Genomic DNA, 22,962 nt, shown 5'->3' with positions numbered 1-22,962 from the left:
CCTGTTCGCATGGAGACAAGATGAGCCTCATGAGCGACGTCTCGGATCGGTTCGAGTTGCGGCATGCGCGACGAAATGCCGTTCGCCGGCTTGGCGCTCTCGGGTTGGCATCGTTGGCCTTCCCGGCGAAGCACGCAGTCGCCAACCCGCTCCGGGCGTATCCCGGCAAGCCGATTCGGATTCTGATCGGCTACGCGCCTGGCGGCAGCGCCGACGTATCGGCCCGTATTGCCGCCGAGGCGTTGCAGGGTGCCCTGGGCCAGTCGGTCGTCGTGGAGAACCTGCCCGGCGCCAGCGGCAGCATCGCTGCCCGCGTCGCGGCACGTTCAGCGCCAGATGGCTATACGCTGCTGTTGGGAAACACGACCGAGATATCGATCAGTCAGCATCTGATCAAAGACCTGGGCTATCGTCCGCTCGCCGATCTTGTTCCTATCGTGCCGGTCTACAGCATTACCCATGCGATTGCGGTCTCCGCGAAATCCCGATACCGCTCGCTGGAGGATCTCCTGTCTGACGCAAGGGATAACCCTGGAGCGGTGACCTTCGCCTCTGCGGGTGTCGGCACGCCGGGCCATCTTGCTGGCGAGATGCTGGGGCTGCGCACCGGCACAGCGCTGGTTCACGTTCCTTACAAAGGAGGCGGCCAGGTGCTTGCCGATCTGCTGGGCGGGCAGCTTGCATGTCATTTTGGCGCGCTGTCGACGGCAATGCCGCACGCCATGAGCGGCTCGCTCCGGGTCTTGGCAGTGACGGCCGGGCAGCGCGTGGCGACGGTTCCCGACGTGCCAGCCGTGAGCGAAATCGCAGGAATCGAGGACTTCGATTTTCCGCTGTGGGGAGACGTGTTCGCCCCCGGCGATACGCCGCGCGAGATCGTCGACCTGCTCAACGCCACCTTGAACAAGGCATATCAGCGCCCCGAGGTGCAAAGCCGAATCAAGGCGCTGTACTCGGAGATCTGGTCCGCGACATCTGACCAGTTCGCCCGGTTCCTGGCCGCCGACGCCGAGCGTTATGGACGCGTCATCGAGGAAAGCCGTATCTCGCTGTAGCAGTCCATCGGGCCAGGTGCTGCGCGCTGAGCTGCAACGAACGCCCCGGCAAGGCCGTCGCGTTGCGCCGAATGTTCCAAGCTGACGGAAGTTTCGTCCGCCTAGCGGGGCTTCTCAGGGAGGTAGGCAGTGCCCGAAAACAATCGCACATCACGGGGTGTCCTGGCGTATTGGTTCGATATCGCGCCACAGGTGACAGAAGAATGGCTGCATTGGTATTTGCATGACCACATGCCGAGCCGTGTGGGCACCACTTTCCTATCAGGGCGTTGTTACGAGCGCATTCAGGGCAATGCGAGTCACATGGTGCTGTTCGAGACGTCCACGTCGGGAGCGTTGCTCGATCCTGCGTATTTGGCGCTGCTCGGCAAGGTGAGTGACGAAGACCGCCAGCGCCGTGGCTGGTATGCCAACCCGGTTCGAGTTACGTGTCGGGTTGTGGCGCGCTTCGGACGCGGCACTGGCGGCGTCTTGGGAGTGATCCGCGTCAATCGTGGTGGCCGCGCCCCCGATGACGTGCGTCAGTGCCTGGTGAACGAGGTGTTGCCGGCACTGTCGCGCCATGCGTGCATCGGCAGTGTGTGGCTGGTGGAGAACGATCCCGAGTTGAGGGCCCGCATGGATGCCGTACGCGTCACGGGGCATCGGGACGGATCCTCAGACTGGGCAATGTTGATCGAGGCGGGACACGACAAGGACCTCGCGGCCGCAATGCATGATATTGCCGAGATGGCATCGTGGCGCGTGCTCGAACTCGGCGATCACGCTGCATTTGACCGGTATCGTCTGCTCTACACGATGAATCAGGTGGACGAAGGTTAGCAACACACGGCTCGAGTCGCCGGAGAGCGATGTGGCGTCGAGCCCCGGGCTGTCCGCCCAGGTATCTCGGGGGCGCAGATGCCCGGTGGCGGGGAGTGCGTAATCAAGCAAGGCTGGAGAGCATGCAGTGAATGTGTATGCAACAGACGTGTGTGCAGTAAAGTCGAGCTTGCCGGCTGATAGAAGCATTCCAGGGCTCGCTTGCTCGCCGGCCATGCTTCCCCTGGGAACGGAGGCAATGCCGTGTCGAGTGTTCCGCGCTTCGACCTGACCGATATCAGGGTTTTCACCAGCGTTGCGGAAGAGGAAAGCTTCACGCGAGGGGCGGAGCGCGCCTTTCTGTCGCTTTCCGCTGCCAGTTTACGGGTGAAGAACCTGGAGGAAGTCCTGGGAGCACAACTCTTCTACCGTGGGACGCGGGGGCTTTCCCTGACTCCCGCGGGCGAGGCGTTTCTGGAGTGCGCCCGCAACGTCCTGCATGGCGTGGAGCGGCTGCAGGACATCATGCAGCCCTTCTCCCAGGGGGTCAGCGGCCATGTGAGGCTGTTTGCGAACGCGACGGCCATATCCGAGATCCTGCCTGGCGTGCTGGCGCGGTTCTTCAGAACCCATGCGGGTATCACCGTCGATCTGCAGGAGCGGCTGAGCGCCGAGATTGTACGCGCTGTGCACGAAAGGATCGCCGACATCGGCGTGATATCGGGACACGTCGTCGCCGAAGGGGTCGAGACACTGCCATACCGGAAAGACCGGCTGGTGCTGGCCGTCGCCGAGGATCACCCACTCGCAGACGTCCCATTCATGTACTTTGCCGACGCGCTGGAACATGATTTCATCGGCTTGGATACACATAGCGCCACCGTGGCATTTCTTCAGCACGAAGTGGCGCAGATGCGCTGCTCGTTGCGGCAGCGCGTACAGGTTTGTAGCTTTGACGCAATGTGCCGCATGGTCGAAGCCGGCGTCGGTGTCGGGGTATTGCCCGAAATGGTGGCCAAGCGTCTGGCAAAGGCGACGCGTTTCAAGACGGTGCAGCTAATGGACGACTGGGCCATGCGGGAGCTGCGTATCTGTGTGCGCCGACAGAGCGAAATGCCGGTCTTTGCGCGCGAGTTGGTCGATTTCATCCTCCAAAGCGGCTGAGCCGCTCTATGGGCGACGCAACAGTGTCCGCGTGTGCCGCTTCGCGGTGCCCAAACCACTCCTTTGAAAACGTCAAATTGTCGCGAGCTCATGCGCCGGGCAGACTGTCGCTGTACATAGACATCTGACGAGCAGGTACTCACTGGTGTACCGGAGAGCACCCTGTCGTCATCCGGCTACAGGAGCATCCATGTCCATTCAGTTGACGCGACGCGACGATTTTGCGGTGATCACGCTCGATCGTCCCGCCGCCCTGAATGCATTGAACTATGCCACCTTGCAAGCAATCGACGAGGCGCTGGATGAAGTTGCGGCCTGGAAGGTGCGGGCGCTGCTGTTCACGGGCTGCGGCGATAAGGCCTTCTGCGCGGGCGCCGACATCAGCGAACTGCTGGATCGCGATATCCCCGACGAGTATGTCGGCACGCGCCTTGGCCAGTCGGTATTTTCTCGCATCGAAAGCTTTCCCGTTCCGTCCGTCGCGGCCGTGAACGGATATGCCCTCGGAGGCGGATGCGAGCTCGCCCTGGCGTGCACTTTCCGGGTCGGGACATCGTCGGCGAAGTTCGGTCTGCCGGAGGTCAAGCTCGGCTTGGTGCCTGGCTACGGAGGGACGCAGCGTTTGCCTCGCCTGGTGGGCGTGGCAGCGGCCCTGGACATCGTGCTGACCGGACGCATGGTGGCTGCCGACGAAGCCCTGCGCATAGGCCTGTTGCATCGAATAGTGCACGGTGATGTGATCGAGGCGGCGATGGCGTACGCGCGCGGCTTTACCGGTCACAGCATGCTGGCCATGCGGCTGATTCGCGACGCCGTGTTGCGCGGTGTCGATACCTCATTGCAGGACGGTTTGAGAATCGAAGCGGATCTCTCGACGATCTCGATGAACAGCGAGGATGGCAAGGAAGGTCCAAGGGCATTCATCGCCAAGCGTGCGCCGCGCATCCTGGACCGATGAGCCCGTGGTCTGCATGCCGACTCGGCGGGCCCGGGCTGGCATCTCGTATTGATTCCCTACATGTGACGCGAAGAGAGATTGCTATATGCAGACTAATGCGAACCCGAAGACCGCCTTCCGAGACGGATTGTTCGAGGGGAAGGTCGTGCTTGTTTCGGGCGCAGGCACCGGGCTGGGCAAGGCCTGCGCCGAGCAGTTCGCCCGGCTGGGCGCCTCGCTGGTCATCTGCGCCAGAGATGGCGAGCGGCTCCAAGCGACGGCCCGGGATCTGCGAGAGCTGGGTGCAAAGGTGCTGGCCCGGCCGATGACGATCCGCGATCCCGAGGCGGTACAGGCGCTCATGGACGAGGCCTGGCGCGAGTTCGGCGGTATCGATGTGCTGGTGAACAACGCTGGCGGCCAGTTTGCCAGCCCGGCGCTGGAGATAAAGCCCAAAGGTTGGCTCGCAGTGGTGGACACCAATCTCAACGGCACCTGGTACATGATGCAGGCGGCCGCACAGCGTTGGCAGAAGCACGGGCAACCGGGCAACATCATCAATGTCGTGGCAGTCATCTGGCGTGGGCTGCCCCAGGTTGCGCACACGTGTGCGGCCCGCGCGGGTGTGGTCTTTCTGTCCAAGTCCGTCGCGGTCGAATGGGCCGAGCACCGGATACGCGTGAACTGCCTGGCGCCCGGGACTATCCAGACGGACGCATTCAACTACTACAACGAGCAAGGCCGGGCCAGTTTCCAGCAGGCCAACCCGATGAAGCACGCCGGCGAGATCGCAGATATCAGCGAAGGTCTGACGTACCTCGCCAGCGATGCCAGCAAGTTCGTCACCGGCGAGGTGCTGACGATCGACGGCGGTCAGCAACTGTGGGGCGACCCCTGGTTCGACGGACGGCCGACGTACTTCGAGCTCGACTACGAGGTGTCGCGTCGTGCTGGCTGACAGTGAAGTGCGTACCATCGCGGTGGCTGGCTCCGGCACGATGGGCACAGGAATCGCCATCGTCGCTGCCCGGGGCGGCGCGTCCACCTGGCTGTACGACGTGAACGCAGAGCGAGCACGGTCTGCTGTTTCAGAGGTGTGCGGGTTCTTGATGCGCTCGGTGAAACTCGGCCGGCTCTCTGCGCAAGCGGCGCAGGCGGCGAAGGCACGAATCCAATCCACGAGCCGGATCGCCGACCTATCACGCGCCGACCTCGTCATCGAGGCTGTCTACGAGGACGTTGGCGTCAAGAGCGCGCTTGTCCGGGAACTCGACGCAGTGATTCGCGAGGAAGCGGTCATCGCATCGAATACGTCGACCCTCTCGATCACCCGCTTGGCCAGTGCCAGCCGATTACCGCAGCGTGTGATAGGCATGCATTTCTGCTTGCCGGCGCAACTGATGAAATTGGTGGAGGTGACGCCGGGACTGCTGACCGACGCGCGCACCCTGGGAATCGCCGAAACATGTTGCCGCGCGTTGGGACAGATAACCGTGCGAACCAAGGACACGCCTGGCTTCATCCTGAACCGCTTCGTGATCCCGATGAACAACGACGCGATCCGATTGGTGGAACGCGGTGTCGCCGCGCCCGAGGATATCGACCTGGCCGCGCGCAAAGCGCTGGGATACCCGCTCGGGCCATTGCAACTGGTCGACCTGGTCGGCCTGGACACCCAGCTTCGGCTTTGCGAGGCGTTCTACGAAGCGACGCGTGACCCGCGGCACGTATGTCCGCCGCTATTGCGGCAGATGGTCGCCGCCGGCCATCTGGGAAAGAAAAGCGGCCGCGGTTTCTATCGCTACGCATCCACCGGAACTTTCGGAAGCTGAAACCATGGCAATGGAACTGATCGATCTGGGTGCAAGCCGCTCCTTTCCCGACCTGTCGACACTGCGCGACGCAAGCGCTGCATGGCGGGGAACGATGATCCTCGGCGGTGATCCGGTTGCCAGGGCAAGAGCCTTGGCCGGACGGGATCTTTCCTCCGAGGCCGCGATCGCCGTTGAACTGCATACAGAATGTCTGGGGCTATACCTGGGCGAACAAGAGGATACGGTGGTCAATGTCGTGGGATTCAGCAGATACCGTCTCGGCCGAGCCGCCGCCACGGATCTTGTCGAGGTTGTGCGTACACGAGCGACATCGCAATCGGTGATCGCGGCGATACATGCCCTCTTCAACGGCATGGGCCTGAGTACCGCGGTATGCGCGGACGCCCCGGGTCGCATCGTCGACTATCTGCTGCGTCCCTACCTGAATGCGGCGCTTGCCAGCGTAGACGAAGGGCTGGCTCCACCGGAGGAGATGGACATGGCGTTGCGTCTGGGCTTGGGGCACCCGCTAGGGCCGATCGAACTGCTGCATGCGACGGGCATGGAAGAACATTACCGCGTCAGCAGCGAGCTGTACGAGGCGTTGGGTTCGCTCCGGTTCAACCCTGCCCGCAGGGCGCGTGCCCGCGCCTGGCGCACAGCAATCGGCCTGGACTGAAGGAAAGTATTCATGCGATTCGACACCTTGCTGAGAGAAGAAAGCAAACGGCGCTACGAAGCGGCTGGATACTGGCGGGGACGAACCCTGTTGCATGCGCTCGATGATGTGGTACGGCTGCGCCCCGACGCGACGGCGGTGGTGTCACCCAACGGACGACGCCTCAGCTTTGCCGAGCTTGACGAGGCGTCCCGACGGGTCGCGGCCAATCTGGCCGCCTGGGGTGTCGGGCAGGGGGATGTGATTTCCGTGCAGTTGCCGAACTGGGCGGAATTCGTGGTCGTGCATCTGGCAGCGACGCGCGTGGGTGCGGTAACCAATCCTCTGCTGCCGATATATCGGGAAAGCGAGTTGTCCTACATCCTCGCCTTTGCGAAGGCCAAGGTGGCCTTGATTCCAGGGCAATACCGTGGCTGGGACTATCCCGCGATGTACCAGCGCATGCGCGCGTCGCTGCCTGATCTCGAGAGGGTCGTGGTGGTGGGCGGCGAAGCCGCTGCGGGCATGCGGGACTACGCGGAGCTGAGTGCGGAATCGTCGTTCCCTCTGCCGGCTCTTGAGTGGGACGCGAACGATGTCTCGGTCGTGGTGTTCACGTCGGGTACGGAGTCCAAGCCGAAGGGCGTGATGCACAGCCACAACACGATGATGTACGCCACGCAAGCGATGCCGGAGCTGCTCGGACTCACGCACGAGGACACCGTCTGGGTCCCGTCTCCAGTCGGCCACGGGACCGGCTTCGTGTGGGGAATGCGACAGGCGCTGGTGCTGGGCAGCAAGATGGTGTTGCAGGACATCTGGGACCCTGAGGAGGCGCTGCGTCTGATCGAAGCCGAACGCTGCGCGTTCACGCTCTCTGCGACGCCGTTCGTCAAGATGCTGCTGGATTGTCCTGCGGTCCAGCACCGCGATACCTCGTCGTTTCGCTACTTCGGCTGCGCCGGCGCACCCATCCCACGCCATCTGGGCTTGGAAGCGAAAGAGAAGCTGGGATGCGAATTGATCGGTATGTGGGGTATGTCGGAGTGCTTCGTCGGAAGCAGTTCGCGGGCCGACGACCCCGAGGAAAAACGCTGGGGCACGGACGGGCGCGCCATGCCTGGCGGTGAGTTGGCCATATTCGACGAGACGCATACGCGCATCCTGGCCTGCGGCGAAGTGGGAGAGCTCGCGACGCGCGGGCCTCATGTCGCGCTGGGCTACTTCAATGATCCCCAACGCACTGCGCAGGCGTTCTCCCCGGATGGCTGGTTGTTTACGAATGACCTTGCGGTCATGGATGCCGAGGGCTACATGCGGATCGTGGGGCGCAGGAAAGACATCATCAATCGTGGCGGATTGAAAGTCAGTGCGCGCGAGGTCGAGGAGTTGCTGGGCCGCCATCCGCTGGTGAACGACGTCGCAGTGGTGGCCGTGCCGGATGATCGTTTGGGCGAGAAGGGTTGCGTGTTCGTGATTCCCGCAGGGGAGGCACAGCCCACGCTGAGGGAATTGCTCGACTATCTCGAAGAGCGTGGGATAGCCAAGTACAAGCTGCCCGAGTTTCTGGTGATGCTTTCCGAGTTTCCGATGACACCGACAGGAAAGGTACAGAAGTTCGCGTTGCGCGATGCCGTGATCGAAGGTCGTTATAGCGTGCACATCGTATGAACATCGAATCCCAACCCCTTCCGCTTGACAGCCTGCCGCGCAAGGCGGCGGGGCAGGCGTTGAACCTGCTGCAAGGAACACGCGTCCTGGACTTGACCACTTCGATCGCCGGGCCTTACGCGACCATGCTGCTGGGCGATTTCGGCGCCGAAGTCATCAAGGTCGAGCGTCCGGGCAATGGCGACGACTCCCGGCTATGGCGGCCGCCTTCCCTGGCGGGGCACGCCCTGTGGTACCTGAGCGTGAATCGCAATAAGCGCAGCGTCACCTTGGATTATTCCAGGCCTGAAGGCAAGGCATTGCTGCGGCAATTGATCCAGGCCAGCGACGTCCTGGTGACCAATCAGTTGCCTTCGACCCTGGCAAAGCTCGGCCTTGCGTACGAGGCCGTGAAACAGGTCAGGCCCGATATCGTCTTCGTTTCGCTCACCGGTTTCGGGTTGGAGGGCGGCCGCGCGAACGATCCGTGCTACGACCTCATCGCCGAGGGCTACAGCGCTGTCATGGACCTGACGGGCGAGCTGCAGGGTGATCCCCAGAAGGTGGGTACGCCTGCAGCGGACCTGCTGAGCGGTGCGGACGCCGCGATGGGATGTCTTGCCGCGCTGATGGACAGGGCGCGATCAGGCCAGGGGCATCTGGTGGAGATATCCCTGGTGGAGAGCATGACCCGCTTCCTGACCCCGCGCATAGTCAGCTATCTGGGGGGCGGCGAAGCGCCCAGGCGGTCCGGCGCCAAGGATAGCGTCATTGCCATCTATCAGGTATTCAGCACCGCGGACGAGCCGATCACGCTGGGTCTGCCGACCGACGCCATCTGGCGCAGGTTCTGCGGACTGATCGAGCGGCCCGACATGGCGAACGATCCGCGATTCGCCGGCAACGAGGCTCGTGTGGCGTCCCGTCAGGAACTGGTGGCGGCGATACAGCAGATCTTGCTTGGCAGGCCGCGGGCTCATTGGCTGGAACAGTGTCGCAGCCACAAGGTGCCGGCGGGCCCCATCAACCGTGTGGATCAGGTCGTCCGGGATGAAGAACTGCTGGCGCGGGGGCTTTTTTACGCCATGGATGACAGCGGCCAGCCGATCCCGCAGGTTGGGTTGGGGATTCGTTTCGACAGCCGCGAGGCCGGCTATCGACATGTGCCGCCTGGGCTGGGCCAGGACAATGCCACCGTATTCGGCGAGCTGGCGGGCTTGAGCGCTCTGGAGATCGAGAAGTACAAACAGTCGGGAGTTATCTGATGGCGTACGAAACCATACTGTATCGAGAGGAAGGGTCGGTGGGCATTCTGACCCTGAATCGGCCGCATGACGGCAATATGTTCACGCCGACCACCTGCCTGGAAGTCCGCGATTGCATCGAAGCCGTGCGGCGCGAGACGCGCACCCGTGTGCTGGTACTCACCGGCGCGGGAAACAGGTTCTTCTGCATCGGCGGGCGCAAGGAGGGACTACCCGACAGCCGACTCTATGCGGGTGTCATGCCGACGCTGGAAATGTACGAGGCGATCGAACGCTTGCAGAAACCCGTGATTGCATCGGTGAACGGCTACGCGGTCGGCGGCGGCCACGTGCTGCATGTCGTCTGCGATCTGACCATCGCCAAGGAAAGCGCGGTTTTCCGTCAGGTAGGGCCGATGATGGGCAGCTTCGATGGCGGATACGGCACCTGGTACTTGGAAGACCTGATAGGAAAGAAGCGCGCCAAGGAGATGTGGTTTCGCAACCCCAAGCTGACTGCGGCCGAGGCGTTCGCGATGGGGTTGGTGAACAAGGTCGTTCCCGACGCCGAGCTGGCTCAGGCGACGATGGACATGGCGCTGGAGATCGCCGAGCGCGGATCCTTTGCCCTGGCGAGCATCAAAGCGGCGTTCGGCGCGAAGCACCAGGGCGTGGGCGGGCTGTCCCGCCTTTCGCACGACCTGATGTTGCCTGGCTACTATGCGTCTGAAGAAGCGCGCGAATTGGGTTCGGCATTCGCCGGCAAGAGGCAGCCGGATACGACCAAGTTCGGGCACTGACATGGAAAAGCACCGGACCATTGTCGTTACCGGGGCCAGCCGGGGGATCGGCGCGGAAATCGCCGGCGAGCTGGCGCGGCGCGGCCACGCTGTGGCGTGTCTGTCGCGCAGCGGCAGCCCACCGGACGTGCACGACGCCGTCGGCCTGGCCGACCTTTTTTTCTGTCTGCGGTGCGACGTGAGCCGCGAAGATGATCTGCGTGCGGCCTTTGGCCAGGTCGCCGAGCGTTTCGGCGGGATCGACGGCCTGGTCAACAACGCAGGCATTCACCGCGACGGCGCCTCGCGCGCATTTCCCACCGCCGAATTCGAGACGGTACTGCGGATCAACGCGGTGTCCGTTTTCGCGGCATGCCGAGAGGTCTATCCCTATCTGGTGCAATCGGGCGATGGGTTGATCGTGAACATCGGCTCGTTCTTCGAGCGCCTTGGCGCCAAGGGCAGCACCGCCTATTGCGCAGCAAAGGCCGCCGTCGGCGCCATCACGCGCTGCCTCGCGGCCGAATGGGGACGCAAAGGCATATCCGTGCTGAATGTGGCGCCTGGATACATCGAGACCGACATCAACCGGGACTATCTGAGCGATCCCGAACACGGGCAGAAGGTGAGGTCCCGCACTTTCACGGGACGACCGGGTACCCCGGACGAGATCGCGCGGCTGGTCGCGGCCCTGTTCACGGAGCGGATCGGGTTCTTGACCGGAGAGAGCATTTATGTCGACGGCGGTCATTCAATATCCTTGTGAGACACCTCATGAATCTACTTGAACGACTGGACGCAACGATTCAGTTCACGGCAGAAGAGCGTCAGGTCATCGAGAGCGTGCGCCGGCTCGCCAGCGAGCGATTGCAGCCCAGGGCAGCCGGTTACGACGAGCGCGAGGAGTTCCCCTGGGACAACGTGAATGACATCAATGCTCTGGGGTTGAACGCCATGTTCGTGCCCGAAGCCTATGGTGGCAACGAACTCTCGTATTCGACCTATCTCGCGTGCTGCCGGGAGATCAGTCAAGCATGCGCCTCCACAGGCATTGTCTGGGCGACGAATTTTCACGGAGCCAGCCCGATCGTGGATTTCGCCGACGAGGAGCAGAAGCGGCGATGGCTGCCGGGAATCGCCGATGGCGCGCTGGTCGCGTTGGCGCTGACCGAGCCTTGGGCGGGGTCCGACGCGACCGGGATGAGAACGACCTTCGTTCCGGAGGGCGATGGGATCGTTGTGAACGGATCCAAGATATTCATCACCAACGGCGACGTGTGCGACTACTTGGTGTTGTTCGGCAAGTGGGGCCCGCTGGGATCGGGCAAGGACGCGATCTCCATCGCGGTGATCGAGAAGGGCACGCCGGGTTTCAGCGTGATACGAACCGAGAAGAAGATGGGCATGCGAAGTTCCACCACGGCCGCCTTGTCGTTCGAGAACTGCCGCATTCCGGCCGCGAACCTGCTTGGCAGGCCGGGCGAGGGGCTTCGGATGCTGTTTCACTTTCTAAACAAATCCCGTCCCAGCGTGGCGGCGCACGCGTTGGGCATTGCGCGCGCCGCCTTCTTCGACGCCGTCGATTACATCAACGAGCGGGTGCAGTCCGGACGGCGCATTCTGGAGAACCAGGGCGTGCAATTCATGGTGGCGGACATGGCGGTGGATCTTGCGATGTGTGAAAGATGGCTTTGGCATGTCGCAAGCCGTATAGAAGCAGGCGATGAGCACATCGGCAATGAGTCCTCCATGTTGAAAATGCGTGCTTCCGATCTCGCCATGCGCATTGCCACCGACGCGGTTCAACTGTTCGGCGGATATGGCTATACCAAGGATTATCGCGTGGAGCGTCTGATGCGGGACGCCAAGATCACCCAGATATGGGAGGGCACGAACCAGATCCACCGGCAGTTGGTAGGCCGCAGCTTTCTTGTCAAGACAGCAGGCCGGTAGTGCGCCGGCATCAGGAGATAGCATGACCGATATGTTGAGGACGCGGCGCCTGGGCTTGCTGCTGCCGTCGTCGAACTCTACTCAAGAGCCCGAGTTCTCCGATGTCCTGCCGCGCGATGTGTCTTTGCACACGGCGCGGCTCACGCTCAATTCGATTGATGCCGAGTCAACGGTGCGCATCGTCGAAGAGCTGGAGACGGAAAGCCGGAAATTGGCCGATGCCGATGTCGGCGTGATCCTTCTAGCCGCCACGGCGCCCACTTCACGCAAAGGACTCGGCTATGACAAGGAACTTCTGGGACGTATTCAGGATGCCACCGGCAAGCCGGCCGCGACCGCTTCCACGGCCATGCTTGAGGCGTTCGCTGTCTTGAACATTCAGCGCGTGGCATTGGCGGCTCCCTGGAGCGAATCGGTGAACCAGACCGTGGCCAGCTTCATCCAGGCCAATGGCGTCCAGGTGGTCAGTCAACGGGCCATGGGCGTGGTGCGCAACAATGACGTCGGCCGGCTCAGCCCGGACACGGCGTTTGCATTGGCCTGCGAGGCGGACCGATCGGAGGCCGACGCTGTCTTTCTGGCGTGCGGAAACTGGTGGGCGATGAGCCGTGTCGAGGCGCTGGAGCGCAAGTTGGGAAAACCGGTACTGACGACCAACCAGGTCAGTATCTGGGCAGCGTTGCGATTGCTGGGGCAGTCGACGCCTCTTTCCGGATGGGGAAGTCTGCTGTCCGGCATGGCGGAGAAAGGCTAGCACGCCGCTGCCGGGACCGGCCAGGGCCGCATCGCGCTTAATAAAAAACACTGTGGATCGCTATCGAAATCATGGAACAGTTCCCCACCATAAAGCTGCTTGTCGAGCATGGTACGGCGATCGCAGTACTCGTTGCTGTCCTGCCGTTGATCGGGGCCTGGGCAGCGTTCGAGCTGTTATCGCTGCATTGGCTGGTGCTGGCGGCGGGGCTTGTCTCAAGCGCGGTCTTGCTGCTCATCATGAAGAGCTACGTCGAGCTGGTGCGCGTCGTCTCGGAAATGCTGTTACCGAAATGAATGCCATGCCCGACACGCAAGCGTTCGACCTGATCGTCGTCGGTGGCGGGATTGCCGGGCTCGCCGCCGCCAATCGCGCTGCGGAACAGGGGCTGCGCGTCGTACTGCTCGAGCGTGGTACCGACGAGCGCTATCTGTGTAACAGCAGGCTGGCTGGTGGCGTGCTGCATGTGGCTTTTCGCAATATCAGGGATCGTCCCGAAGCGCTGATCGAAGCGGTACGGGCCGCCACCAAAGATCAAGCCAACCCGGATCTGACGCGCGCGCTGGCCCATACCAGCGCGCGCGCAGGCGAGTGGATCAAAAGTCAGGGCGTAAAGTTCGTCCGCATGAGCTTGGCCGTCGACTGGCAAAGCTGGGTCATGGCGCCCCCTCGACGCATCATGGCCGGCATGGATTGGTACGGGCGTGGCGCCGATTACACGCTGCGGCTCCTGGCCAGGAACCTGCTTGCCCGCGGTGGGCGCATCATCCAGGGCGCTGCGGCCGTTTCGCTGATGGAGCGCGCTGGCGCATGCGTCGGTGTAGAGATTCGCAGGCAGGGTGACGTAAGCCAGCTTCCGGCGTCGGCGGTGGTGTTGGCCGATGGTGGCTTCCAGGGCAACTTGGCGTTGCTTGGCCAGCACATCAGCGGCGCACCGGAGAAGCTGAAACAGAGGGGGGCGGCAACCGGTGTTGGAGACGGCCTGCGCATGGCGCAGGCGTTTGGCGCCGAGATCGCCGATCTCAGCTACTTCTACGGCCATCTGCTGTCGCGCGATGCGTTCGACAACCCCCGAACCTGGCCGTATCCGCAGCTCGACGAGCTGGGCGTGGCGGGCGTCATGGTAGGCGCCGACGGCAGGCGATTCGCCGACGAGGGGCTGGGCGGCGTGCAATTGGCCAATGCGGTGGCGAAACTTGAAGATCCGCTGTCGGCCTGGGCTGTCTTCGATTCGGCAATCTGGGAGGGGCCAGGCAGGAACGCGCGCATTCCGGTGAATCCTCATCTGGTGCGCGCCGGTGGCACGATCATTCAGGCCGACACATTGGCTGAACTCGCTTCGCGCACGGGGCTGCCCGCGCAGGCGCTGCAGGAAACGATTGCGGCACACCGGCAAGCCGTCATCTCCGGTCAGTTCCAGCAACTCGACCCGCCGCGTTCGCGTCCGGCGGGGCAGGCATGGGCCGTCGATCATCCTCCCTACTTTGCCGCGCCCGTCTGCGCGGGCATTACTTACACCATGGGCGGGATCGCGATTGACGAGCATGCGCGCGTACGCTCGACCCGCGGCGTTCCAGTCGCCGGCCTCTATGCCGCTGGCGCGAACACCGCCGGTCTGGAAGGGCGACAGGGTGCTACGTATATCGGCGGCCTGATGAAGGGGCTGGTGTTCGGCATCAGAGCCGCGGAACACGTCGCCAAGGCCTGAGGCCGGGCGAAGCATCGGCGCGCTACGCCCTTCCGCACGCCTGGGTGCGGGTCGCGAAGCGCCTGCCCGATGGCCGAGAGCTGGGGGGCCGGGCAAGAGGGGGTAGACCCGCCGTATGCGCACTCAAAGGTCGGCGATATGCTGCGCCATCCGCTCCCGCATTGCCGCATCCGGCAGCTCGCCGCGCATCGCGCCCAGGTTGTCGATGGCGTTGGCGGGCCGGCTCGTGGCCGGGGTGGCGCAGGTGATGACCGGATGCGAGAGAACGAACTTGAGGAAGAACTGCGCCCATGAGGCGATGCCCAGTTCGGCGGCCCAGGGCGGGATGGTGCGCCCGCGCACCCTGTCCCAGAGCCGGGTGCGGCCAAAGGGTGCGTAGGCAAGCACGGCAATGCCGCGGTCGGCCGCCAGCGGGAGTACGCGTTCCTCCATGTCCCGGTTGTCGATGGCGTAGTCGATGCCGATGAAATCCAGCGGCTCGGTTTGCATGGCGTGTACGAGCGTGTCGCGGTTGCGGCTGAACGTGTTGGTCACGCCGGCGTAGCGGATGCGCCCGGCCTCCCGCAGTTCCTTGAGGATGGCGTACTGGGTGGGGACGTCGGCGACGTTGTGGACCTGGATCAGGTCGATGACGGGCCGCCCGATGCGGCGAAAGGATTCCTCGATCTGCGCGCGTGCCTGCTGCGGGTCCGCCTTGCCGCCCTGCGCAACGTTCAGTTTGGTGGCCCAGAAGAGCTTGTCGGCGATGCCGGCCTGCTGGGCGAGCGTGCCGGCCACCTCTTCGGAGGCGCCGTAGGAGGGCGCCGTGTCGAACACCGTGCCGCCCTGCGCGAGCAAGGCCTCGAGGACCTCGCGCAGGCGCTGGGCATCCTGGGTGTTGGCGGCGCTGGAGAACGTGGCCGAGCTGCCCAGCCCGACCGCGGGCAGACGCTCGCCCGTGCGCGGGATCGGGCGCGTGATGAGCTCGCTGGCGCGGGCGCTCGCCGCGTGCAGCGGGGTTGCGCCGAGGGCTGCGCCGGCGCCCAGGGCGAGCGCGATCTTGCAGGCGTCGCGTCGGGATGTCATGTCTGGCCTCCTGGCTGGGTCAAGGTGATGGATGTGTGCCGCTGCGCGTCGGGCGCCGGCGGCGCGGCGAGGCGGGACTGGCGCCGGCCCAGCCAGACCGCGAGCGCTGCCCAGACCAGGCAGAGCGGAACGGCTACGCTGGTGACGGCGGCAAGGCCCATGGCCAGCCTGCCCAGCGCGCCTTCGAGCTGGGCGCCGGCGACATCCCCGAACCGATAGACGAAGGTGTCGACGAAAGCCTTGGCCTTGTACTTGTCTTCTCGACCGAGCACGGTGAACAAAGTTTCCCTGGCCGGCCGCATGATCGCGCGCTGCACCGCGCGAAAGGCCGCTTCGACGACGATCAGCGCGGCCAGGGAGCCGACGATGGCCAGCCCGATGAAGCCGAGCGCCGTGGTGATCGGCAGCAGGGCCAGGGCCAGCGGCACCCCGAGCCGCTTCATGAGCCGTCCGGCGATGAACAACTGGATCACCAGGGTGGCGATCTGGGTGAGCATGTCGATGCGGGCGAACAGCGCTGTGCGCATGTCCAGCTCCGCGCCTTGCGCCGCGACCATCTGCAGCCGCGTGAAATAGAGCAGCGTGGCCATGACGGCGAGGATCAGCACGTAGGCCGCGATGCCGGCCAGATAGGGCGAACGCATTACGGCGCGCACGCCCTGCCACGCCGAGCCGCCGAGTACCGGGCCCTGCACGCCGTCCTCCTCGGCGCCGCGCGCTGTCGGCTGCGTGCGTGCGACGATGCCGGCCAGCACGAGAGCCAGCGCCAGGAACGCGGCCGACACCGGCAACAGGGCCGCCGTGCCCAGCGGCCGCGCCAGCAGGCTCGCAAGCCAGGGCCCGAAGATCGCACCCAGGGTGCCGCCGACGGCGATCAGGGCGAAGAAACGCTTGCTCTGTTCCAGCGTGTAGCGGTCGGCCATCAGCGCCCAGAACGCCATGGTCGCAAAGAGGTTGAAGACGCTGAACCAGACGTAGAACACCTGCCCGCTCACACGGCCCACCGCTTCGGGGGCGCCCACGAGCAGCGCAAAGAAGCCCAGCAGGCTGAGCGCGAAGAAGCCATACGTGGCGACGAGCACGCGCATGCGCGCGTGGCGGCTCACGAGCCAGCCGAACACTGGGTTCAGCAGCAGGGTGGCCACGGCGGTGCCGACGAACAGCCAGCGCACTGCGTCCAGCCCGCTCTGCATGCCCAGCGCTTCGCGTGCCGGGCGCAGCATCATCAGCGAGGTCAGCACGCAGAAGAAGAAACCGACGGAACATGCGACCGGCCATGCCTCGCCGCGCCGCAGGTCGACCAGCCGGGCGAGCCGCTGCGCGATCATGGCGCGGGCTCGCGATGGACGCACATGGCGCCCGGCAAGTGCAGGGTGTCGGACATGAAGCCTCCGTGCATCCGGAATGGGCGGGCAGCTCCGCCCTCGCCATGGCGTGCGCTGCAAAAAGCTGGGTGCGGACGCGGACCCGCGTGGGTCGCCCGGGCGTACGCGGCGCGACGCCACGCCCGCGCGCGGCCAGACCCGGCTACGACGAGCCGGTGTGCCCTCAGCGCCGCGTCATCGAATGCAGTGCCAGGCCGACCAGTGCGCCCACGGCAATGCCCAGCGCGAGGTTGCCCAACGCCGTCCCGATGGCCGCACCCAGCGCGATCCCGATGGCGATATACATGGGAGCACGATACCGCAAGGTACGGCCCTCGCCCAAGCCGCACGCATGCGGCGGCCTGGATCAGCGGGCGATGAAGGTCGATGTACCCTGGCCCGCCGGCTGCATGGGGCCCAGATCGGCGAGCAAGCCTTCCATGGCGCCCAGGTGGTCCAGCGCCTGGCGCCAGGAGAGGTCGTCGGGCAGCCGGGCCGGCAGGGGCTCCCCCGGTGCGACGGGCCGGCCGGCCAGGACGTCGGCGCAGCGCTGGGCGAGTTCGGCGATGCGCTGCGCCAAGCCGTCCGGGATCTGCTCGCGTGCGTTCTCCAGCCCGCGGCTCAGGGCTTCGGCCAGCAACAGGCTGCGCGCGAAGAGGCGGGTGGCGCCACGGTCGTAGCGCGCCACGGCCGCATCGACGAGCTGGGCGGAAAGGCGTCCGCGCACCGACCAGCGCGTGCTGTGGCGGGCGTTCTCGATGGCGGTGGAGAGCGCCGCCAGACTGGCGTGGGCGTTGGAGAAGAGGCCGAGCGCGGCGTCGGCCTGGGCGCTGTCCTGTCGTTGGGCCGCCTGCTGGGCGCGCTTCAGGCCGTCCTCGATGCGCCGCAGGAAGTCGTCCGCGGCCTTGTCGATGATCTGCAGGGGATCGGGGGTGAGCAGAACCTGGCTGAAGAGCAGGCCCACGCCCACGCCCACCGAAACGTCCGCCAGCCGGACGATGCCGGCGGTCTCCGGGCCCATGGCGAGCACCAGCATGGCGGACACGCCGGCCTGGATCGGCACGACCGGAGGCTGGCCGAAGGAGGCGCCGAGCAGGATGGCGAAGAAAGTGGCGAAGACCACGCGCAGCAGCGACAGCCCGTGCGGCAGCAGGACTTCCTGCGGCAGAAGCAGCAGGACGAGGTCGCCGGCGACGATGCCGGTCGCCACGCCGAGCATCAGGCCGACCGCCTGCCTGCCGTGGCTGGGCAGGCCGGGCGCCAGGCACACGATGGCCGTGACGGCGGCGAACACCGGACGCTGGTGGCCGAACAGCCAGACCGCGAGCAGCCAGGCAATGGCCGCGGCCGCGGCACTCGCTGCGGCATCGCGCCATGCGGCGCCCCAGCGCCCCGTGAGTGTGTCCAGCATGCGCGGGTGCCGCATGCGACGATCTCCTATCTAAGCCATTGTGCCAACAAGGGCGCGGCAAGGACGTTGGCCAAACCCACCATCACCATGACCAGCCCGGCCACCGCGCCTTCTGTCCGGCCGAGCTGGTGGGCGCGGGCGGTGCCGGCGCCGTGCGCGCCGACGCCGAAGAGGGCGCCGCGCGCGATCGCCGACTCCAGCCGCAGCCGCGTGAGCATGATATCGCCAATGACGGCCCCGGCAATGCCGGTGACCACGACGAAGATGGCCGTGAGATCGGGCACGCCGCCGATGTCGGCGGACACGGCCATGGCAAAGGGCGTGCTGAGCGAGCGCGGCACCAGGCTCACGCGCAGGGTATCGTCCAGGCCGGCCAGGGTGGCAAAGCCCCAGCTCGAGACCATGGCGGTGAGGCTGCCCGCGAGCACGCCGACGAGCAGCACGGGCCATTGCGCGCGGATGAGCCGGCGCTGCTCGTAGATGGGCACGGCAAAGGCGACCGTGGCCGGGCCGAGCAGAATGAGCAGCCAACCCGTGGCATGGATGTACTCGCGGTAGCTCGCATGGATGCCGAACAGCACCAGGCCCACCAGCAGCGGGGTGATGCTCAGCGGCATCAGCCACCAGCGCGGCCAGCGCCGGTGGACGCGCTTGGCCGCGCCGTACAGGCCGATGGTGAGCGCGGACCAGAAGAGCGCCTGGAACAGCCCTTCAACGAACGCCGGATGCAGGGACACGTTGCAGTCTCCAGCGATGGCAGCGCTCGACCACCCAGGCGGTGACGAGCATGACGGCGGTGGTGCTGGCGAGGATGACGAAAAGGATCTTCAGGCCGAGCAGACCGAAGAAATCCCGGTGATCCAGCACGGCGAGCACCGCGGGCACGAAAAAGAGCAGCATGTCGGCGAGCAGCCATTCCGCGCCACGCTTGACGTTCGCGAGCGCCAGCCGCCCGCTGGCCAGCAGCACGAGCAGCAGGCCCAGGCCGATCACGCCGCCCGGCAGCGGCAGGCCGGTGGCGCGCCCGATGCCTTCGCCTGCCAGCCAGAACAGCGCGACGAAGCCCAGTTGCAGCAGCGGATGGCGGCGCGGCGCCGGCGCTGCGGCCGTCTGCGTGACGGGGCCGGGGCGATCCGAAGGCGGCACCTGAGTGCGGTTCGGCACCTGGCGCGCGGGGCTTGACGGTGTATGCATGCGTGCCACTCTATAATCCGGGGCAGCATGAGGAAAGCGAATTGTTCGAATAGATTTAAGTCGATAATCGAATAACCATGGAATTTCGTACCCTGCGTGCTTTTGTCGAGGTCGTGCGCCAGGGCGGCTTTTCGCAGGCCGCCAAAACCGTGTTCGCCAGCCAGTCCGCGGTGAGCAAGGCCGTGCGCCAGCTCGAGGACGAGATCGGCGTGCCGCTGCTCGACCGGATCGGCCATCGCAGCGTGCTGACCGCGGCGGGCGAGGTGGTGTATCGGCGCGGCGTCAAGCTCCTGGCCGATCGCGAGGACCTGCTCGCCGAACTCGACGAGATCCGTGGCCTGAAGCGCGGGCTGCTGCGGTTGGGTCTGCCGCCCATCGGCAGCAGTACGCTGTTCGCCCCGCTCTTCGCCGCGTACCGGCAGCGCTATCCGGAGATCGAGATCCGGCTGGTCGAGCATGGCAGCGACCAGCTCGAGGATCTGCTGCGCGCGGGCGAGGTGGACGTGGCGGGCGCGCTGCTGCCCACGTCCGGGGAGTTCGAGGTCCAGCCGGTGCGCCACGAGCCACTGGTGGCGCTGCTGCCCGAAGCGCATGGGCTGGCGCGGCGCCGGCGCGTGACCCTGGACGGTCTGCGCGACACCCCCTTCCTGATGTTCGAAAGCGGCTTCGCGCTGCACCGGATCATTCTCGAAGCCTGCCGCCGTGCCGGCTTCGAACCGCGCATCGCGGCGCGCAGCAGCCAGGTCGATTTCATGATCGAGCTGGTGGCGGCCAGGCTGGGCGTTGCGTTCCTGCCGCGCATGCTGGCGCAGCAGCGCAAGCACACGGGCATTCGTCCGGTGCTGCTGGACGAGCCTGGCACCGAGTGGGCGATGGCCCTGGTGTGGCGGCGCGGCGCCTATGTGCCGGCGGCGGCGCGGGCCTGGCTCGAGCTGGCCGCCGAGCTCCATCCCCACGACAGATCGAGGGCCCCGTCGGCAACCCGCGCCTAGCGCCTGGGCGCGGCCCGCGCTGCGCGGGCCCGTTCGGCACCGGCATGGCGCGCACCGGCCCGCAAGGCGGCGATGCCGGTGCCGGGCGGCGCGATGTCACGCCTGCGTCGAGCCGCGCCAGGCGAGCAAGCGCAGGGCGTTGGCCGTGACCAGCACGGTGGCGCCGGTGTCGGCGAGGATCGCCGGCCACAGGCCGGTGATGCCGAGCACGGTGGTGACGAGCAGCACGGCCTTGAGTCCGAGCGCGATGCCGATGTTCTGACCGATGTTGCGCACCGCGGCGCGCGAGAGCGCGAGCATGTCCGCCACGTCGAGCACCCGGCCGTGCAGGATGGCCGCGTCGGCGGTCTCCAGGGCGACGTCGGCGCCGCCGCCCATGGCGATGCCCACGTCGGCCGCGGCCAGCGCGGGCGCATCGTTGATACCGTCGCCCACCTTGGCCACGCGCCGCCCCTGGGCACGCAGTTCGTTCACGATGCGCTGCTTGTCCTGCGGCAGCAGCTCGGCGTGGGCGGCGATGCCCAGCACTGCGCCCACGGCGTCTGCGGTTTGCCGGTTGTCGCCGGTGAGCATGACGGCGGTCACGCCCTGGCGCTGCAGGGCGGCCAGGCCGGCACGTGCGTCGGCGCGCGGTTCGTCGCGCATCGCCAGCGCGCCGGCCGCCATGCCGTCCACGACCAGCACGGCCACCGTCTTGCCCTCGGCCTGGAGCCTGGCGATCCGTTCGTGCAGTGCGGCGGGCAGGTTGGCCTGCCCGGCCGCGGCGGCCGGCGAACCCAGGAACACCGTCATTCCTTCGATGCGGCCGGCCACGCCGCGGCCGCCCTGGGCCGTGGACTCGGCGGCATCGGGCAGGCTCACGCCTTCTGCCTCGGCGCGCGCCAGGACGGCGCGTGCCAGGGGATGGCTCGCGCCGCGCTCCAGCCCGGCGGCCAGGCGCAGCACGTGTGCTTCGTCCCATGCCCCGGCCACGATGTCCGTGACCTGGGGGCGGCCTTCGGTCAGCGTGCCGGTCTTGTCGAAGGCGACTATGTCGATGCCGCGCAGCGCCTCGAGCACCGCGCCGCCCTTCATCAGCAGGCCGCGCCGTGCGCCGGCCGAGAGCGCGGCGGCGATGGCGGCCGGCGTGGAGATCACGAGCGCGCACGGGCAGCCGATCAGCAGGATGGCCAGGCCGCGGTAGACCCAGGTGCTCCAGTCGCCCATGCCCAGCAGGGGCGGCAGCACGGCCACCAGCGCTGCCACCACGATCACTGCCGGCGTGTACCAGCGCGAGAAGCGATCGATCAGCCTTTCGGTGGGCGCCTTGGCTTCCTGGGCCTGCTCGACCAGGGCGATGATGCGGGCGATGGTGTTGTCCGCCGCAGCCGCGGTGACGCGCAGGCGCAGCACGCCGTCGCCGTTGATGGTGCCGGCATAGACCGCATCGCCCGGCGCCTTGCTGCGCGGCGTCGATTCGCCCGTGACCGGCGCCTCGTCCACCGCGCTCGCGCCGCTCAGGACCTGCGCGTCGGCGGGGATGCGGTCGCCCGGCCGCACACGCACGATGTCGTCGATGCGCAGCTCGGCGGCGGGCACGCTGCGCAGCTCGGCGCCGTCTTCGCGCAGGCCGGTGCGCGGAATCAGCGCCGCAAGGCCGGCGATGCTGGCGCGCGCCCGGCCGGCGGCCAGGCCTTCCAGCCGTTCGCCGATCAGGAACAGCAGGACGACCACCGCGGCCTCCTCGGTGGCGCCGATGACGACCGCGCCCGCGGCCGCCACGCTCATCAGCATCTCGATGGTGAAGGGGCTGCCGTTGCGCGCGGCGGCGATGGCGCGTCGAGCGATCGGCACGAGGCCGATGGCCATGGCCGCCAGATAGGCCCACACGCTGCCGGGCGGGTAGGCCTGTGCGAGGACGAAGGCGAGCACGACACCCGCACCGCAGGCCAGCGTGAGCCGGGCCTGGCCGCCTTGCGGCCAAGCGCGCCAGCCTCGCGCGCCGGCCGTTGCCTGCGCGGGCGAGAACGCCATGGCGCCCGGCGCCGCAGCCGGGCTCGCATGCCCGGCGTGCTGGCGATCACGGTCGCTGCCATGGCGGTGGTCGTGGTTGTGATCGTGGTGCGTGTTGCCGCAGGCAGGCGGCGTGGCGTCGGGCGCCATGGCGGTCTCGCCGCGCCGCCCCGCGGCCGGCAGCGGCGTGGTGGTGTATCCGAGCGAATGCACTCGGTGCTGCAGGGCGTCCAGATCCACGCCGGCGAGCCCGGTCAGCGTCATGGTGCCGGCAGCCACCGAGACGGAGACGTCCTGGACGCCGGGCAGGCGGCGAACTGCCGTGTCGATCTTGCGTGCGCAGGCGGCGCAGTCCATGCCGCCGACGTGAAATCGCCATTGCTGGGTTGCTGTGTCCATCGTTCGTACTCCACGGCCTGCGGCGCGG

General features: G+C 66.2%; 23 protein-coding genes. 16 read left to right on the top strand and 7 right to left on the bottom strand.

The genetic code is table 11. The features are described 5' to 3' along the window. Nucleotides 1-20 precede the first annotated feature (20 nt). The 15 genes from FOZ76_RS15175 (at nt 21) to FOZ76_RS15105 (ending at nt 14,517) form a co-directional block, all read left to right on the top strand. Nucleotides 21-1,055 (top strand): Bug family tripartite tricarboxylate transporter substrate binding protein, encoded by a 1,035-nt coding sequence (locus FOZ76_RS15175; protein ID WP_143949115.1) that lies wholly within the window; start codon nt 21-23, stop codon nt 1,053-1,055. A 303-nt stretch (nt 1,056-1,358) separates the two neighbouring features. Beyond that, entirely contained in the window at nt 1,359-1,877 is a 519-nt protein-coding gene (locus tag FOZ76_RS15170) for a hypothetical protein (protein ID WP_143949114.1), read from the top strand. A gap of 243 nt (nt 1,878-2,120) precedes the next feature. Continuing rightward, on the top strand, nt 2,121-3,020 hold the full coding sequence (locus FOZ76_RS15165) for a LysR family transcriptional regulator (protein ID WP_143949113.1): 900 nt from the start codon (nt 2,121-2,123) through the stop codon (nt 3,018-3,020). Between the two features lie 190 nt (nt 3,021-3,210). After that, on the top strand, nt 3,211-3,978 hold the full coding sequence (locus FOZ76_RS15160; protein ID WP_143949112.1) for an enoyl-CoA hydratase/isomerase family protein: 768 nt from the start codon (nt 3,211-3,213) through the stop codon (nt 3,976-3,978). An 85-nt stretch (nt 3,979-4,063) separates the two neighbouring features. Continuing rightward, nucleotides 4,064-4,915 carry an SDR family oxidoreductase gene (locus FOZ76_RS15155; protein ID WP_143949111.1) on the top strand — a complete coding sequence of 284 codons (852 nt, stop codon included), beginning with the start codon at nt 4,064-4,066 and terminating at the stop codon, nt 4,913-4,915. Continuing rightward, nucleotides 4,905-5,789: a 3-hydroxyacyl-CoA dehydrogenase family protein gene (locus tag FOZ76_RS15150; protein WP_246129529.1), complete on the top strand. Its 885-nt coding sequence runs from the start codon at nt 4,905-4,907 to the stop codon at nt 5,787-5,789. Before FOZ76_RS15155 ends, FOZ76_RS15150 begins: the two co-directional genes overlap by 11 nt. Nucleotides 5,790-5,799: 10 nt before the next feature. Further along, on the top strand, nt 5,800-6,450 hold the full coding sequence (locus tag FOZ76_RS15145; RefSeq protein WP_170235474.1) for a 3-hydroxyacyl-CoA dehydrogenase family protein: 651 nt from the start codon (nt 5,800-5,802) through the stop codon (nt 6,448-6,450). A gap of 12 nt (nt 6,451-6,462) precedes the next feature. Further along, a complete protein-coding gene (locus FOZ76_RS15140) occupies nt 6,463-8,100 on the top strand; it encodes an AMP-binding protein (RefSeq protein ID WP_143949109.1) in 1,638 nt (545 codons plus the stop codon). Continuing rightward, nucleotides 8,097-9,344, top strand: a complete 1,248-nt coding sequence (locus FOZ76_RS15135) for a CaiB/BaiF CoA transferase family protein (RefSeq protein WP_143949108.1) — start codon at nt 8,097-8,099, stop codon at nt 9,342-9,344. The genes FOZ76_RS15140 and FOZ76_RS15135 overlap by 4 nt, the downstream gene beginning before the upstream one ends. Further along, a complete protein-coding gene (locus tag FOZ76_RS15130; protein ID WP_143949107.1) occupies nt 9,344-10,123 on the top strand; it encodes an enoyl-CoA hydratase-related protein in 780 nt (259 codons plus the stop codon). Before FOZ76_RS15135 ends, FOZ76_RS15130 begins: the two co-directional genes overlap by 1 nt. A gap of 1 nt (nt 10,124) precedes the next feature. Further along, entirely contained in the window at nt 10,125-10,868 is a 744-nt protein-coding gene (locus FOZ76_RS15125; RefSeq protein WP_143949106.1) for an SDR family NAD(P)-dependent oxidoreductase, read from the top strand. Nucleotides 10,869-10,876: 8 nt separating this feature from the next. Then, entirely contained in the window at nt 10,877-12,055 is a 1,179-nt protein-coding gene (locus tag FOZ76_RS15120) for an acyl-CoA dehydrogenase family protein (RefSeq protein WP_143949105.1), read from the top strand. Nucleotides 12,056-12,077: 22 nt separating this feature from the next. Continuing rightward, nucleotides 12,078-12,809, top strand: coding sequence for a maleate cis-trans isomerase family protein (locus tag FOZ76_RS15115; protein WP_143949104.1), 732 nt, complete (start codon nt 12,078-12,080; stop codon nt 12,807-12,809). 71 nt (nt 12,810-12,880) lie between these two features. After that, nucleotides 12,881-13,105, top strand: coding sequence for a hypothetical protein (locus FOZ76_RS15110; protein ID WP_143949103.1), 225 nt, complete (start codon nt 12,881-12,883; stop codon nt 13,103-13,105). 5 nt (nt 13,106-13,110) lie between these two features. Continuing rightward, a complete protein-coding gene (locus FOZ76_RS15105) occupies nt 13,111-14,517 on the top strand; it encodes an FAD-dependent oxidoreductase (protein WP_170235473.1) in 1,407 nt (468 codons plus the stop codon). A 123-nt stretch (nt 14,518-14,640) separates the two neighbouring features. Here FOZ76_RS15105 and FOZ76_RS15100 read toward each other — a convergent pair whose 3' ends face one another. From FOZ76_RS15100 to FOZ76_RS15080, 6 genes are all read right to left on the bottom strand, one after another. After that, nucleotides 14,641-15,582: an aldo/keto reductase gene (locus tag FOZ76_RS15100; RefSeq protein WP_143949101.1), complete on the bottom strand. Its 942-nt coding sequence runs from the start codon at nt 15,580-15,582 to the stop codon at nt 14,641-14,643. Next, complete coding sequence (locus FOZ76_RS15095) at nt 15,579-16,910, bottom strand: NTP/NDP exchange transporter (RefSeq protein WP_143949100.1); 1,332 nt, start codon at nt 16,908-16,910, stop codon at nt 15,579-15,581. The genes FOZ76_RS15100 and FOZ76_RS15095 overlap by 4 nt, the downstream gene beginning before the upstream one ends. Before the next feature lie 220 nt (nt 16,911-17,130). Beyond that, the gene (locus FOZ76_RS28190; RefSeq protein WP_281283008.1) at nt 17,131-17,253 is read right to left on the bottom strand and encodes a glycine zipper domain-containing protein; all 123 of its coding nucleotides are present in this window, start codon (nt 17,251-17,253) and stop codon (nt 17,131-17,133) included. A 60-nt stretch (nt 17,254-17,313) separates the two neighbouring features. Next, complete coding sequence (locus FOZ76_RS15090) at nt 17,314-18,372, bottom strand: FUSC family protein (RefSeq protein WP_211366268.1); 1,059 nt, start codon at nt 18,370-18,372, stop codon at nt 17,314-17,316. 11 nt (nt 18,373-18,383) lie between these two features. Further along, the gene (locus tag FOZ76_RS15085) at nt 18,384-19,094 is read right to left on the bottom strand and encodes an LrgB family protein (RefSeq protein WP_143949099.1); all 711 of its coding nucleotides are present in this window, start codon (nt 19,092-19,094) and stop codon (nt 18,384-18,386) included. Then, nucleotides 19,069-19,551: a CidA/LrgA family protein gene (locus FOZ76_RS15080; protein ID WP_143949098.1), complete on the bottom strand. Its 483-nt coding sequence runs from the start codon at nt 19,549-19,551 to the stop codon at nt 19,069-19,071. Before FOZ76_RS15080 ends, FOZ76_RS15085 begins: the two co-directional genes overlap by 26 nt. Before the next feature lie 77 nt (nt 19,552-19,628). Here FOZ76_RS15080 and FOZ76_RS15075 point away from each other — a divergent pair, with 77 nt between their 5' ends. Continuing rightward, nucleotides 19,629-20,543, top strand: a complete 915-nt coding sequence (locus FOZ76_RS15075; protein WP_143949097.1) for a LysR family transcriptional regulator — start codon at nt 19,629-19,631, stop codon at nt 20,541-20,543. A gap of 96 nt (nt 20,544-20,639) precedes the next feature. Here the strand turns inward: FOZ76_RS15075 and FOZ76_RS15070 are convergent, their stop codons facing one another. After that, nucleotides 20,640-22,934: a heavy metal translocating P-type ATPase gene (locus tag FOZ76_RS15070; RefSeq protein WP_143949096.1), complete on the bottom strand. Its 2,295-nt coding sequence runs from the start codon at nt 22,932-22,934 to the stop codon at nt 20,640-20,642. Between the last annotated feature and the right edge of the window lie 28 nt (nt 22,935-22,962).

It is taken from the genome of Verticiella sediminum (genome assembly GCF_007558815.1).
GTDB classification, from domain to species: Bacteria; Pseudomonadota; Gammaproteobacteria; order Burkholderiales; family Burkholderiaceae_B; genus Verticiella; species Verticiella sediminum.
The sequence above is the reverse complement of the archived record's forward strand: the minus strand, read 5'-3'. Positions and strand labels throughout refer to the sequence as shown.

Excerpts from the sequence above, each read along its gene's own strand:
- FOZ76_RS15160 (WP_143949112.1), top strand. The coding sequence starts at position 3,211 with ATGTCCATTCAGTTGACGCGACGCGACGATTTTGCGGTGATCACGCTC.
- FOZ76_RS15155 (WP_143949111.1), top strand. The coding sequence starts at position 4,064 with ATGCAGACTAATGCGAACCCGAAGACCGCCTTCCGAGACGGATTGTTC.
- FOZ76_RS15135 (WP_143949108.1), top strand. The coding sequence starts at position 8,097 with ATGAACATCGAATCCCAACCCCTTCCGCTTGACAGCCTGCCGCGCAAG.
- FOZ76_RS15120 (WP_143949105.1), top strand. The coding sequence starts at position 10,877 with ATGAATCTACTTGAACGACTGGACGCAACGATTCAGTTCACGGCAGAA.
- FOZ76_RS15130 (WP_143949107.1), top strand. The coding sequence starts at position 9,344 with ATGGCGTACGAAACCATACTGTATCGAGAGGAAGGGTCGGTGGGCATT.
- FOZ76_RS15090 (WP_211366268.1), bottom strand. The coding sequence starts at position 18,372 with ATGCGGCACCCGCGCATGCTGGACACACTCACGGGGCGCTGGGGCGCC.
- FOZ76_RS28190 (WP_281283008.1), bottom strand. The coding sequence starts at position 17,253 with ATGTATATCGCCATCGGGATCGCGCTGGGTGCGGCCATCGGGACGGCG.
- FOZ76_RS15070 (WP_143949096.1), bottom strand. The coding sequence starts at position 22,934 with ATGGACACAGCAACCCAGCAATGGCGATTTCACGTCGGCGGCATGGAC.
- FOZ76_RS15115 (WP_143949104.1), top strand. The coding sequence starts at position 12,078 with ATGACCGATATGTTGAGGACGCGGCGCCTGGGCTTGCTGCTGCCGTCG.
- FOZ76_RS15175 (WP_143949115.1), top strand. The coding sequence starts at position 21 with ATGAGCCTCATGAGCGACGTCTCGGATCGGTTCGAGTTGCGGCATGCG.
- FOZ76_RS15105 (WP_170235473.1), top strand. The coding sequence starts at position 13,111 with ATGCCCGACACGCAAGCGTTCGACCTGATCGTCGTCGGTGGCGGGATT.
- FOZ76_RS15075 (WP_143949097.1), top strand. The coding sequence starts at position 19,629 with ATGGAATTTCGTACCCTGCGTGCTTTTGTCGAGGTCGTGCGCCAGGGC.
- FOZ76_RS15125 (WP_143949106.1), top strand. The coding sequence starts at position 10,125 with ATGGAAAAGCACCGGACCATTGTCGTTACCGGGGCCAGCCGGGGGATC.
- FOZ76_RS15100 (WP_143949101.1), bottom strand. The coding sequence starts at position 15,582 with ATGACATCCCGACGCGACGCCTGCAAGATCGCGCTCGCCCTGGGCGCC.
- FOZ76_RS15110 (WP_143949103.1), top strand. The coding sequence starts at position 12,881 with ATGGAACAGTTCCCCACCATAAAGCTGCTTGTCGAGCATGGTACGGCG.
- FOZ76_RS15095 (WP_143949100.1), bottom strand. The coding sequence starts at position 16,910 with ATGATCGCGCAGCGGCTCGCCCGGCTGGTCGACCTGCGGCGCGGCGAG.
- FOZ76_RS15145 (WP_170235474.1), top strand. The coding sequence starts at position 5,800 with ATGGAACTGATCGATCTGGGTGCAAGCCGCTCCTTTCCCGACCTGTCG.
- FOZ76_RS15080 (WP_143949098.1), bottom strand. The coding sequence starts at position 19,551 with ATGCATACACCGTCAAGCCCCGCGCGCCAGGTGCCGAACCGCACTCAG.
- FOZ76_RS15140 (WP_143949109.1), top strand. The coding sequence starts at position 6,463 with ATGCGATTCGACACCTTGCTGAGAGAAGAAAGCAAACGGCGCTACGAA.
- FOZ76_RS15170 (WP_143949114.1), top strand. The coding sequence starts at position 1,359 with ATGGTGCTGTTCGAGACGTCCACGTCGGGAGCGTTGCTCGATCCTGCG.